The sequence below is a fragment of the Hyella patelloides LEGE 07179 genome, from assembly GCF_900659865.1.
Taxonomy (GTDB): domain Bacteria; phylum Cyanobacteriota; class Cyanobacteriia; order Cyanobacteriales; family Xenococcaceae; genus Hyella; species Hyella patelloides.
Genome location: NZ_LR213966.1, coordinates 1 through 12,771, shown reverse-complemented (window position 1 = coordinate 12,771; position 12,771 = coordinate 1). Strand labels below are relative to the sequence as shown.

The 12,771-nt window shown below is 35.9% G+C and carries 15 protein-coding genes and 1 pseudogene; 11 read left to right on the top strand and 5 right to left on the bottom strand.

Features of this window, described 5'->3' with window-relative positions; genetic code table 11:
* Window positions 1-402: 402 nt before the first annotated feature.
* Together H1P_RS23905 and H1P_RS23900 are read left to right on the top strand one after the other, a co-directional pair.
* Complete coding sequence (locus H1P_RS23905) at window positions 403-1,251, top strand: AraC family transcriptional regulator (protein ID WP_144872062.1); 849 nt, start codon at window positions 403-405, stop codon at window positions 1,249-1,251.
* Window positions 1,252-1,297: 46 nt separating this feature from the next.
* Window positions 1,298-1,747, top strand: a complete 450-nt coding sequence (locus H1P_RS23900; protein ID WP_144872060.1) for a DUF6196 family protein — start codon at window positions 1,298-1,300, stop codon at window positions 1,745-1,747.
* Between the two features lie 221 nt (window positions 1,748-1,968).
* Here the strand turns inward: H1P_RS23900 and H1P_RS23895 are convergent, their stop codons facing one another.
* The gene (locus H1P_RS23895; RefSeq protein WP_144872058.1) at window positions 1,969-3,315 is read right to left on the bottom strand and encodes a hypothetical protein; all 1,347 of its coding nucleotides are present in this window, start codon (window positions 3,313-3,315) and stop codon (window positions 1,969-1,971) included.
* A gap of 704 nt (window positions 3,316-4,019) precedes the next feature.
* Window positions 4,020-4,202 carry a CsbD family protein gene (locus H1P_RS23890; protein WP_144872055.1) on the bottom strand — a complete coding sequence of 61 codons (183 nt, stop codon included), beginning with the start codon at window positions 4,200-4,202 and terminating at the stop codon, window positions 4,020-4,022.
* A 319-nt stretch (window positions 4,203-4,521) separates the two neighbouring features.
* On the opposite strand from H1P_RS23890, the gene H1P_RS23885 reads away from it, so the two are divergent.
* The 7 genes from H1P_RS23885 (at window position 4,522) to H1P_RS39960 (ending at window position 10,305) form a co-directional block, all read left to right on the top strand.
* Window positions 4,522-6,219, top strand: a complete 1,698-nt coding sequence (locus H1P_RS23885; RefSeq protein WP_144872053.1) for an alpha-amylase family glycosyl hydrolase — start codon at window positions 4,522-4,524, stop codon at window positions 6,217-6,219.
* Window positions 6,220-6,369: 150 nt separating this feature from the next.
* Window positions 6,370-7,197, top strand: coding sequence for a transglutaminase-like domain-containing protein (locus H1P_RS23880; RefSeq protein WP_144872051.1), 828 nt, complete (start codon window positions 6,370-6,372; stop codon window positions 7,195-7,197).
* Window positions 7,198-7,475: 278 nt separating this feature from the next.
* Complete coding sequence (locus H1P_RS38475) at window positions 7,476-7,634, top strand: sll1863 family stress response protein (protein WP_246141928.1); 159 nt, start codon at window positions 7,476-7,478, stop codon at window positions 7,632-7,634.
* A 216-nt stretch (window positions 7,635-7,850) separates the two neighbouring features.
* Complete coding sequence (locus tag H1P_RS23870) at window positions 7,851-8,009, top strand: YqaE/Pmp3 family membrane protein (protein ID WP_144872049.1); 159 nt, start codon at window positions 7,851-7,853, stop codon at window positions 8,007-8,009.
* 223 nt (window positions 8,010-8,232) lie between these two features.
* Entirely contained in the window at window positions 8,233-9,153 is a 921-nt protein-coding gene (locus tag H1P_RS23865) for a mechanosensitive ion channel family protein (RefSeq protein ID WP_144872047.1), read from the top strand.
* Between the two features lie 97 nt (window positions 9,154-9,250).
* Window positions 9,251-10,051: an HAD-IIA family hydrolase gene (locus tag H1P_RS23860; protein ID WP_144872046.1), complete on the top strand. Its 801-nt coding sequence runs from the start codon at window positions 9,251-9,253 to the stop codon at window positions 10,049-10,051.
* 101 nt (window positions 10,052-10,152) lie between these two features.
* Window positions 10,153-10,305, top strand: coding sequence for a pirin family protein (locus H1P_RS39960; protein WP_425461553.1), 153 nt, complete (start codon window positions 10,153-10,155; stop codon window positions 10,303-10,305).
* Between the two features lie 3 nt (window positions 10,306-10,308).
* On the opposite strand, the gene arfB is transcribed toward H1P_RS39960, so the two are convergent.
* A complete protein-coding gene (gene arfB, locus H1P_RS23855; RefSeq protein WP_144872044.1) occupies window positions 10,309-10,725 on the bottom strand; it encodes an alternative ribosome rescue aminoacyl-tRNA hydrolase ArfB in 417 nt (138 codons plus the stop codon).
* A gap of 29 nt (window positions 10,726-10,754) precedes the next feature.
* On the bottom strand, window positions 10,755-10,895 hold the full coding sequence (locus tag H1P_RS38470; protein WP_246141929.1) for a hypothetical protein: 141 nt from the start codon (window positions 10,893-10,895) through the stop codon (window positions 10,755-10,757).
* On the opposite strand from H1P_RS38470, the pseudogene H1P_RS37650 reads away from it, so the two are divergent.
* A pseudogene (locus H1P_RS37650) lies at window positions 10,854-11,090 on the top strand (catalase). The gene H1P_RS38470 and the pseudogene H1P_RS37650 sit on opposite strands and share 42 nt — an antisense overlap.
* Before the next feature lie 86 nt (window positions 11,091-11,176).
* Window positions 11,177-11,326 (top strand): chlorophyll a/b-binding protein, encoded by a 150-nt coding sequence (locus H1P_RS23845; protein WP_144872042.1) that lies wholly within the window; start codon window positions 11,177-11,179, stop codon window positions 11,324-11,326.
* A gap of 450 nt (window positions 11,327-11,776) precedes the next feature.
* Here H1P_RS23845 and H1P_RS23840 read toward each other — a convergent pair whose 3' ends face one another.
* Window positions 11,777-12,631: a DUF2267 domain-containing protein gene (locus H1P_RS23840; RefSeq protein WP_144872040.1), complete on the bottom strand. Its 855-nt coding sequence runs from the start codon at window positions 12,629-12,631 to the stop codon at window positions 11,777-11,779.
* Between the last annotated feature and the right edge of the window lie 140 nt (window positions 12,632-12,771).

Below are 12,771 nucleotides of genomic sequence, written 5' to 3'. Positions count from 1 at the left end.
ATTCTTCTTTATTACTAGGATTACATAACTTAATTGATAGCATTAATCAATTTCCCACACTGCTTCTTTCTGGATAAATCACCTTATTTCGTAATCTTTTAATTCGGAAAGTGACAGAAGAGGGATATAATATGTTTGTTTGTCAAGCCAAAACTTACAATTTGCTTCTGTTTGTTGTCATACTAAATCCGATTGGTAAGAGTTGGAATCGTTATTCTTTAAGTCCCCCAAACTTGGGGGATTTAGGGGGCAATTGAAAGTAACTTTTATGAACAGGATTTAGTATCAATAGTGATTAAGCGCAGATTGTCCAACTTGGCTCGCGGGTTTGCAAAAACGTACAAGACAAAGTGACACTGAATCGCTCAAGCTAAATTAAGAGTTTAAAGTTTTCTTATTTTCATGAAGTCTCAACTCCATCAAGAAAAAGCCAAATTTTGGTGCGATCGTGATCTGGGAAATTTAGAATTATTAAGAGCAACCTATATTTCCCATAGCTTCTCGCGACATACCCATGAAAGTTATGCCATTGGAGTAGTTGAAGCAGGAATAGAAGGTTTTCGCTATCAGGGTTCTAATCATCTTGCTCCTCCCAGTAGTGTTGTAGTGGTACATCCAGGAGAAGTGCATACAGGTCACGCAGTAACCAAATCTGGTTGGACTTATCGGATGTTTTATCCTGAAACTCATCTTCTTCAAAAAGCAGCCTCAGAACTAGCAGATTGTTTTCAACCTCTTCCCTATTTTCCTACTGCTGTAATTCAGGATAGACAACTTGCTGCACAAATGTGTTATTTGCATTTACGTTTAGAAAATTCAGCTTCCAAGTTAGAAAAGGAATCGCTTTTGATTTGGACTTTTGCCCAATTAATTAGCAAATATGCCCAAGCACCACCATCAATTAAACCTATTACTCCAGAATTTTCTGCCGTTAAACAAACCCAAGAATATCTCAGAGCCAATTACACAGAAAATATTTCTTTAGAGCAACTTTCTAATCTAGTCAACCTGAAACCCCTACGTCTGCTACGAGTGTTTCGTAAAGCGATGGGTTTACCTCCCCATGCCTATTTATTACAGGTGCGCGTTACTCAAGCCAAAAAGTTGTTAACAATGGGAATCTCTATTGCTGAGGTTGCTGTGGAAACGGGTTTTAGCGATCAAAGTCATCTACATCGGCATTTTAAAAGATTTGTGGGGGTAACACCTGGACAGTATGTTAGAGGTTTTGAAAATAGGATTATTGCCTAAATTTTTGCCGATCGAGATTGAAAATAGTTGGAGAGCATTTTTCATTATGGTTGAAATTAGTCACGAAACCGCAGCACAGACAGAAGATAGACTATTAAAAGTTATCGCTCAAAGTGAATTCAAAATTTTTGCAGAAAGCTATGTTTTTGAAGAATTTACTATAAATAATTTTTCTAATTTAGCTCGCCAAGATGCACTAGCCTTAGTTAGAGATCATGAAGTTTGGAGTCAGTTAATTCCTTCTAATGATGCTACCAAAGAACAATTTAAAATCTTTTCATTTCATTTTGACGATTGTGCTGATAATAGTGGTTTTGTTGGTTGGTTGGCTAGCCATTTAAAAACTAAACTCGGTACTGGTGTTTTTGTTACTTGCGGGCAAAATCTCCAACGTGGTGGTATTTTTGATTACTGGGGTTGTCCATTAGAAATTTCTGATAATGTAATTGATGAAATCGAAAAACTAATCGTTGAAGGAAAGAAATTATGTTCGTAATTAACTGGTATTAAACCCACACTGAAATCTTTATTAGATGAATTGATAGTGCAACCTGATTTTGCTAAAAACTAAAGTTTTACTAAAAGGTAGTATCAGTTGAAATTCGGGTATAGGTCATATACCTGCAAAATAGCAAAAATAGATTTAGGGTTAACTCATTGCTTTTTTTGTATTTCATATAATTTATTTAATGAGGGATAAAATTTATCTTTCATCCTTTATAAAAAACCTTTCTTTTTCTTTTTTTTCTTAGTTTTAGATTTAGTCTTTTGTACTTGTGCTACTGCTGCTTCAAATAAATTATTGAGATGTATCGGTACGCTTGCTATTGATGGTAGTTGAGGTGTTGATGGTTTATTGTGTTCGAGTAACAATTTATCTAAATCTGTTTCGAGATTAAAATCATTTTTATGACAATAGTTTGGCAAAAGTTGCTCTAAGGCTTGGGGATATTCTTGTTTAATTTGTTGCCAAACATAATAATTAGCTTCAGGCTGTTCTAGATATTTGCGAACCAACAAATTACTATTTTCTTGGCTTTCTGGACTTTCGCTAGTTAATAGGTCGGTAAATTTTTCAAAATTAGGCAAAAACATTTGACCCCATCGCGGATGAGAGAATACTGTAACGCTTTCAGCTTGTTTGATTTCTGGAGGTAAGTCCACTTTGGGCGTTACCATTGACAGTTTATTTTTGTTTTTAATAATATTGGCTACTGCTTCAGTGTCTGCACCTAGATCGCTAGCAGCTTCGGTAAATTCAGCTTCGCTTGCTCCTGATTCTGCTAACATTTCTGATAAGGATTTAGAGTCATCAATACCTGCTTCAGCTAATCTTTTTTTATTCATAATTTTTTGCAATTCGCCAATTTTCTGATTTAATTTGTAACCAGGTAAAGTAAGACGTACTGCTTCGTGGATCTCTTCGAGATCGCTTTTCAGATAATCGACAAATTCTTGATGATATACTGCTACAGATTCCCAGGCTTGTTCTAATAATTCTGGAGCATCAGCATAAAGAAATTCGGGATAATTATCCCTAAATTCACCAATAGCTACAGCTAATTTTGGCTGACTCAATTTTCCTTTAATAATGCGATCGCTGAAGAAAATCCATTCTAAATTATTAATCGGGGCAATAATAGCTAAAATTATTTCTCCTAGCTGCCATCTATTTATTTCTTTGTCTGGAATTTCAGAAGAACGATAAACTTTATAAGTTTTAGCAGTTAACCAGTTCATTAGCTGATAAGAATTCTCTTGAATTTCTTTAATTTCAAATAAGCCAATAAAATTGTTTTGCCATAGCTTGACTAACTCAATATCTTTTGAATTTAAATTTTTAGCTTGTTCTAAAAATATATGTAGAGGAGTTTTATTTTTGATTTTCCCTTCTGTAAGAAAAAGATCGATAGTTAAATTCTGTTGTTTAATACCGTAGCTACTTGTATGACTTTTTTCCACAGCATAGGTTTCCAAAGCAACTGCAACCTCTCCTTCAGCATCATAAACAAAATCTACTAGAGTCTTTTTGAGTTGAATAGCTCTTTCTATAATCTTTTGCATAAATAATCCTAAAAATGTGAGGGGCTGTCCTCGCCCTCGAAGGGCGGGGCTTGTATGCCCCGTCAAATTCCTATGCTAGTTGAGATTAACAAGTTTTACATCTAGTAAAAGATAGACTTCAGTGAATCGGGTTATTAATTTTTAATGTTAGATTAATTTTGTTCGCCTTCTTTGTTAATGGGATCTCGGATTCACCAAGTTGCTATGCGATCGTATAATACTAATTTCTGGGATTGATACAAGCAATAAACACAAACATATTCGACATCAATCTTCACGAGTAATAAGTAACGAGTAACTCGTCATTACCTCTTTAAAAGTAGCAAGTACCGCTTCGCTCAAGTAGCAAGTAGCAAGTTTGTCTTCTTGTAAGTTAAAAGCAATTATTTGATCCTTCTTATTTGAGTTACTTATTACTTATTACTTATTACTTATTACTTAATGACGAGTTACTTGAGCCTCGTTGGGCGTGGTAATTTCTTCTGATTCTTTCATTGTTGAAGCGATTTTGATAAATCTTTATACTTAACAATATAAATTTGTATTCAATCGAGCGTATACAAGAAATTACTTAAACTGCAAATTTATAACTTTGTTTTACTGGGATTTCTGTAAAAGATATTGCCGATAAACTCAAAAAAAAATGGAATTTGATAGTGCCAAATCCCAGATAACAAGTTCATTTTTTATTTATTAACGATGTATTAGTCAATCGCTTTCTTGATATTATCTTTAATGTTTTCTACACTGTGTCTTACTTGAGCTTCTGCTTGTTTTTCTTGACCTTCGGCTTTATCTTGAGGATTTCCCGTAACTTCTCCTACTACTTCTTGGATTTTCCCTTCGATGTTTTTAGCAGTAGCTTTAACTCTATTTTCCATACTCATTGCTTATTAACCTTCTAATACTAAAGTTATCCCTAATCCTATTGGCTCTACTAAATTTCTTCATCTATCAAAGGGTTGAATTCAAAAGTTGCTTTAAAATTTTTCTGTGTATAAATCACCATTCTGTTAAATTTAATAAATCTATCTTAGGGTGGCGATCGAGTCATCTTTATATCCTCATTTCAGTAAATGTTGAATTATCTTGACAATAAAAATATTGGTTCATCCTATGGATAGATGCTTTGGAATTGGGCTCTTCAATATAATTGCAGCTATAATCTAAAGATTTCTTTTTATTATTATTCTGAGACGTTTCAATATGGCTAATTTAATAGGATTCAAATTATTTGCCCCGTATAATAAAGAAGCTGCTGTTATTGGTTCTTTTTCTGATTGGCAACCTGTAGTAATGGAAAAAGGTGATGATGGTTATTTTAGAACCAAAATCGAACTAGAAGATGGAGAATATGAATACAAATTTCGCGTTCGATCTTTAAGTTGGTTTTTAGAAGAAGATGAATGGGTAGAAGTAGTCGATCCCTATGCAGTAAATATTGCCCCAGAAAGTCAAAATGGCACTATTAATATTAAAGATGGAGAACCAATCGTCGATACTTATCTATGGCAACATGACGATAAACCATTACCCTCAGACCATGAGTTAGTTATATACGAACTACATGTTGGCGACTTTTCAGGCGGTGAAGACGACCCTTCGAGTGAGCGTTCCTTAGCGGACGTTTCGTCCGCAGGTTCTCACCCCAAAGCGAGGGGTAAATATCAGCACGTAATTGAAAAATTAGATTACTTGGTAGACTTAGGGATCAATGCAATTGAATTAATGCCAGTAAAAGAAAATCCTGGTAATTATAGCTGGGGTTACAGTCCGCAACACTTCTTTGCTGCTGAGTCTAACTACGGTACTACCTACGAATTAAAACATTTGATCGATGAATGTCATGGTAAGGGTATTCGGGTAATTGTGGATGGGATTTATAACCATTCCAACACTGAATGTCCTTTGACTCAAATCGACCATGACTACTGGTTTCATCATTCTCCCACCGATCCTGACAATAGCTGGGGTCCAGAATTTAACTACGAAAAATACGACGAGAATCTAGATCTTAAACCCGCATGGAAATATATTGGTGATAATGTAGATTTCTGGATTGGAGAGTATCACGTCGACGGTATTCGCTACGATGCAACCAAACAAATTAACAACTATGATTTTCTCCACTGGGTTGTTGATAAGGCAAAAGAAAATGCTGGAATGAAACCCTTTATCAATATTGCCGAAAACATCCCTGAAGACCCATCAATTACTAACCTAGATGGCCCGATGGATGGCTGTTGGCACTATAGCTTTTATGCTAACATAGTTGCTCATATTTGTGGCGATCGCTACGACCCAGAAGAATTAAAAAGTGTGATTGACTGTAAGCGTAGAGGCTTTATGGGCGCAACTAACGTAGTCAACTATCTAAGCAATCATGACCACAGACGAGTAATGGTTGAATTGGGCAATCGCGGTATTATGGGAGAAGCTGCCTTCAAACGAGTTAAGCTAGGTGCGGTTTTAATGATGACTGCGGTTGGTATACCTATGCTATGGATGGGTCAAGAATTTGGTGACTATCAACCCCTTAATCAAGATGCTAGTAAGATTGATTGGACTTTACTTGAGGGAGATGATAATAAAAGCCTGTTTGCCCACTACAAAGGTTTAATCAACTTACGGAAAAATAACCACGCACTATACACAGAAAACATCGAATTTTTTCATGAAGACCCAGAATCAAAGGTAATTGCCTATACTCGTTGGAATGATAAAGGTTCTCGTATAGTCGTGATAGCTAACTTCTCCGATCGATATTTGGCAGGCTATGCTGTTCCTAATTTCCCTGCTGAGGGTAATTGGCACGAGTGGACTGGTAATTATGATATTGATGCTGGTAACGGTCAAATTATGGTTGATTTACCTGAATATGAAGCTCAGGTATTTGTTAAATAGTGAACGATTGATAATTTTCAACTGTCAATTAGCAATTTTCTATGTTTGCAGTATCTTTAATCGTAAAGTCAATTGATTAAGGCTGCTTTTAAAGTTGGAAGTAAACCTATTTAAATGTTCCTCATAGTTGGGGGATTTAGAGAATAAAAAATGAAGTTTAAGGTTGGATGCGAACTCAATTACGAGGTGTCAAATGATAGCACTTTTATTTTGAATATCTGTGCCGTAGAAAATGAATATCAGCAGGTTATAGATGCTAATCTACAAATTAAACCCGATCGCGATTTAGAAGAATATATTGCCCCTCATACAGAAAACAGCTATCTACGATTAGTTATACCCAAAGGGAAATTGGAAGTCTCGTATCAGGCGACAGTGAATTTAAAACACAGCGTAGATAATCCTGACGAGATCTCAGAGAGATTGCCATCAGATATACCCCTGGATATTATCCATTATCTATATCCATCGCGCTATTGTCAAAGCGATCGCCTGATGAAGTTATCACAGGATGAATTCGGCAATTGTCAGCCTGGTTATGCAAGAGTTCAAGCTGTCTGTGACTGGATTTACGACAAAGTTACTTATATATCTGGTAGTACGGATTCTCATACTTCTGCATACGATACCGTAACAGAGAGAGCAGGAGTGTGTCGCGATTTTGCTCATTTGGGTATTGCTTTTTGTCGTGCTTTAAGTATTCCTGCCAGATTCGTCTCGGCTTATGCTTGGCAACTACAGCCACCTGATTTTCATGCCTGTTTTGAAGCTTATCTAGGGGATAAATGGTATTTGTTCGATCCTACTCGTCTTGCACCTAGAGAAGGCTTGGTGCGTATTGGTACTGGAAAAGATGCAGCAGATACTGCTTTTGCTACAGTTTTTGGTGCAGTTCAATTAAATAATATGCAGGTATATATAGATTGCCTGGACGATAAATCCCTAAAAACAAAGGATATGGCGATCGCAAATACTTAAAATTAGCTCGCTTGCCATAAGCTTGAATCTTATAGTGGAGGAGTTGACGAGCGCGGGGATAAGCTTGAAGCTTATAGCTGTTAGCTAGTTAAAAAACGGCATATTTCTGTATTCATTGTTTGTTTGATGCTCAATGAAATAATTTCTATATCTTTGGATAGCTCCCAAAAAAATATCATTTTTTTATTTCCTACCTTAGAAAGATTCATTATTAATTTATCTTTGATAGTTTTGAGTTGTAGATAACTTATCAACAAAATATTTAAGGTCAATTTTCAATGACAATTGAAGCTGATACTAAACAAGCATATCAAGAAAAAGCTAAAGCACAACTTGATAAATTAAATGCTCAGATGGATGAGCTAAAAGCTAGAAGCGCACAAGCAAAGGCTGAGGTCAGAGATTACTCCGCCGTACAACGACGAAGCCTGCTCTGACCGTTGGTCAAAATACAGTATCAAGACAAGTTAGCAGAACTATACATCAAAAGGGATGCTGCTCAAACAAGATTTCAATAATTGCAGCAAAGTAGTGAAGAAGCTTGGACAGAAATACAAAAAGGTTTTGAACAAGCGGACGGAATTAAATAGTGCCTGGAATAATGCTGTCAGCAAATTTTAATAAACAGATATCAAAATAAACTGGAACAAAAAATGGACATTTTAAGAATTATTTGTGCAATATTCATACCACCGTTGGGTGTATTTTTACAAACTGGATTTAGCACCCAATTAGCTATAAATATATTACTAACCTTACTAGGATACATCCCTGGAATCGTTCACGCAATATGGATAATTGCCAAAGAATAAAGCTCTACCGAACCTGCGATGTAAAACTGTTAGAAACTAGCCATCAAAAGTCTTGCTGTGCAAGACTTTTAGTTCTTGATAGTTTGATTTTGTATATTTTTTCCTAAATCCGTTTACAGATAAGTATTTCAGGCAAATTCAGCACTGTAAGTTCGGTAGAGCCAAGAATAAATAGATTAAATCACCAAATTATCAAACGATAGTTAAACTATTTTATGAGTACATGAGTAGAATAATAGACACAATTGTCAACAGCCTACAAGATTTACTTGGTAGTGCGATTAAAGTATTTCCCGCAATTATTGCGGCTTTAATCATAATTATGCTGACTCGCTATGGGGCTGAGTTTACTAGAAAGATTGCCGAAAAAATAGGGAACAAGGCTTTACAGAGTAAATCATTACAATTATTATTTTGCAAAACTGTAAGTGTTACTACTTGGATAATAGGTGTAGTTCTTGCTTGCGTCGTTGTTTTCCCTGGTTTACGTTTGGGTGATATTATTGCTACCTTGGGATTAGGTTCTGTAGCTGTAGGTTTCGCTTTTCAAGATATTTTCAAAAACTTTCTTTCGGGAATCTTAATTTTAATTCAAAGACCATTCCGTCTTGACGATCAAATCATTGTTGGCGACCATGAAGGTACAGTGGAAAGGATCGATCTTCGTGTTACTAAACTTTGTACCTATGAAGGTGAAAGAATTTTAATACCTAATTCAGACGTGTTTACTAGCGCAGTTAGAGTGAGAACAGCTTACAATCAGCGTCGTACCGATCTAGCAGTGGGAGTAGACTATAATACTTCTTTACCCAAAGCAAAAAGTATTTTACAGAAAACTATTGAGGGTGTAGAAGGAGTTTCAGATGATAAATCCCCAGAGATAGATTTAGTTGGTTTCGGTGATAGTTCTATCGATTTCATTGTGCGTTATTGGACTAATTCGAGACAACTTCAGGTAAGACAAGTGCAAACTAGAGCAATCATGGGAATTAAAGAAGCCTTGGATGCTGCTAATATTGGTATTCCTTATCCTATTCGTACGCTGTATTACTACAATCAGGATAAATATAGTGATAATCTTCCTGATAATAATAACAGTAATGAGAAAAAAAGCGATCGCCCTTATATAAGTTCAATTGAATAATGAATAATATAGTGGAGAGCGTAAATCTAGTTTCGGGCTTGGATGCAGGACAGATAAAAACTATATAATAATTCTGGTTACTGGCAAAAAATGTTTGATGTCACTTTTACTAGAAAAACAAGATTTAGAACAACTACACTCCAAAAAAGCGTTCATCTGCGACATGGACGGAGTAATCTATCACGGCAATAAACTTTTACCAGGGGTACTTGAATTTGCTAACTGGTTGAAAGCAGAAAATAAGAAATTTCTGTTTCTCACTAATAGCAGCGAACGCTCCCCACGAGAATTACGGGAAAAGTTACAACGCCTGGGAATTGAAGTAGCAGTGGATAATTTTTATACCAGTGCTTTAGCTACCGCAGCATTTTTGGCGCAACAAACGCCTGGAGGTAGTGCTTTTGTCATCGGAGAAGCAGGACTAACTAATGCTATCTACGAAGCTGGTTTTTCCATGAACGATACCTCACCCGATTATGTAGTAATGGGGGAAACTCGCAGTTATAGCTACGAAAAACTAGAACGTGCCACTTTCTTAGTGCTTAATGGTGCTAAATTGATTGGCACTAATCCTGACTTAACTGGTCCTTCGGAAAAAGGGATCGTTCCCGCTACAGGTGCTTTAATTTCACCTCTAGAATTAGCTACCAATTCCAAAGCTTACTTCATAGGTAAACCCAATCCCTTAATTATGCGTAATGCCTTGAAAAAATTAGCTTGTTCGAGGGAAGAAACTGCTATTATTGGCGATCGCATGGATACTGATATTATTGCGGGAATAGAATCGGAGATTGACACAGTATTAGTTCTCAGTGGAGTTACAAGCATTGAAAATCTCAGTTGTTTTGCCTATCAACCTAGATATATTCTTGATGGTGTTGGCACTCTCGTATCTTAATTTTTCTGAGGCTTTGCGGTCATTTGTTTTATAAGTAAAGTATCTGTACTTGATGATGGCATTACAACGTAGAGATGTTTTTCCTAGTAAAGATTTAGCAGTTGCGACACTTGTATGTAAGTCATTTAACAAGTAGCGACCCGCAAAGCGGATCTCTTCGAGATCGCATTAACTATCCTGTCGATAATAATAGAGCAGTTTGGATACAGGTAGCTAAAGGCTCTGTATTACTCAACGACAAGCTATTAGACTAGCATTTAATCATATTCAACTTTTCTCCTCAAAGCTTTTACTTGACCTCGTTTGACTTTGTTGTCTAATCTTCTTCTTTTTGTGCTTTTAGTAACTTTAGTTTTGATTCGTCTCTTCTTAACTAATGTTATAGTTTTAATCAATTTCTTGAGACGTTTTAACGCATCTTCTCTATTTTGTAGTTGAGTCCGAAACTGTTGTGCCTTAATAATAATTATGCCATCTTGTGAGATTCGAGAATCTTTTAGTTTTAGCAATTTTTCTTTATAAAAATCAGGCAAAGAAGACGCTTTAATATCAAAACGTAGATGGATCGCCGTAGCTACCTTATTAACATTTTGTCCTCCCGCACCAGCCGAACGAACAGCACTTATATTAATTTCACTACTAGGAATAGTAACTCGCTCGGATATTTTTAACATTGAGATTTAATATATTTAACTACTAACTATTATCGAATATCGATCGCGATCTTAGAGGTTTTGCCGTTACCTTCTACACCGAAGAAAGTAACTAGGACATGGTGGGGAATAATACACCCATATTTTTGATGCGCGATCCGATGAAGTTCATGGACTTTATTCGTTCGCAAAAAGAACATCCTAAAGAACAATGACGACAGGATCGAATGTGGTGGGTTTTTTGGTCTTTAACTCTCGAAAGTATACATCAAGTGTTGTGGTTAATAGGAGATCGCGGTGCGCCCATGGGATGGCGACATATGAATGGTGATGGTGGTCATACTTTTAGCCTAATTAACGAAAAAACGATTAGATCGACAATATAACCTGTGATAGAGTTTTCTGAAGTAACAGTTTGTTAATTTGTAAATAGGCAATTTAAAGTAACAAAATTAAAAGGGGTTAAGTAGACATGGAAACTCAAACACCAGAACAAAAATTAGGTTTTACTAGATTCGCAGAAATTTGGAATGGTCGTTTAGCAATGATCGGTTTTGTAGCTGCTATCTTAGTAGAATTTTTGACAGGTCAGGGTATCTTAGGGCAACTAGGTTTAATGTAATTATCTAGTTATAAAGTAAGCTAATTTAAGTTAAAACTCAACTAATTTTAATTAGCATTTTCTTGATTTACTACAGACCAATCGATGAGAGAAAGTAGGTTAGAGCTAATAATCTAACTCAAATCTCTTATTTTTTTATGTTTTATGTAGCATAAAAGTATTGCATAAAACATAAAAAAAAGACGTTGATATCAACGTCCTAAAAGTATAGCGTTACGGATTTAGCTTAGGACATTCTGCTTGAGAGTGTAAATTCATTCCTCATCCTTCATTCCTCATCCTTTATGCCAATCACGGACTCACCGATGGTCGCGCGATGCGTAGCGAGTCCTAAGGCGGAAGCGGTATCCGTGATAGACATCCTTACGAGCAGATAGCTAAACTTTGTCCTAATCTAACTTTGTACGGCTATAGTTATATTGATTATCAACTAACTTACCGATTATTAAATTAAGCTGTCTCCCACATATCTCTAATTTTACCTGGTAAAAATTCAGCAATTTCTTTAATTCTGTCTTGAGACAATTCATCCTTTGTGGCAGAGAAAACAGCATTAATTACTTTTTTACCAGTTGTTCCACGAGGTAATCCACCTTCTTTTTCGATGCGAAAAATAAAAGTATCGGCATCAAACTTCAAAGGAGGACGAATATTACTTAACCAAGCAACCAAAGGATTATCATCATGCCAAAGGTCAGCTATTTCTTGTTGTAATCTTTTGTTCTCGGCATATTTTTCAGCTTCGACCTGTAGTTCTGATTCTACAGCTTTGGAGACTTCTGTAGTCATCAAATCCCGCATGGTACGATAAACGACGGTAGTCAAATCTCTAGCATCGAAGATGTCTGGTAACTCCGCTTTGAGAGCCACTTTTTCTAAGAATGGAGTATAACTATTGATTACAGGTGTAGATTTTCCTTCTCTTAGTGCTGCGGGGGGATTCTGTTCCATACGCTCTAACATTTTCTTTCCCTTCTCGGTTAATTCTGCTTTTTTGAATTTAATTAAGTGGGGTAAAGGACCGTCTGGTGCGCCGAGAGTATTGGCAATTCGGAAATCAAGTTCTTCTTCGTTAATTAAATCTGGTACGTCTTCTTGATTAGCGTAAGCATTACCAGAGAAATCAGCGTCGATATAGTGTTTTTGATTGAGATAATCTAAATGACCTAAAAAATCTGCAATAGTTAATTTTCTTCCTGTAAAGTCAGTAGCCTGAAAATCCACTGAATGTTTACCATTTCCATCTGTCTCATGAATTTTCTTGAGCAAGATATACATAACATCATCTTTTAAAGCTATTGTCATAATAGTTTATTCTCTATATTCTTTGTACAGCACAAATTATACAAAAAATGTATTACTAGCCACCTCTACTTTAAGAGCAATATCGATCTAGAACTTGAGATAGATAGATCTCGATTTCGTCCTTCTTTTTACAAAAAAAA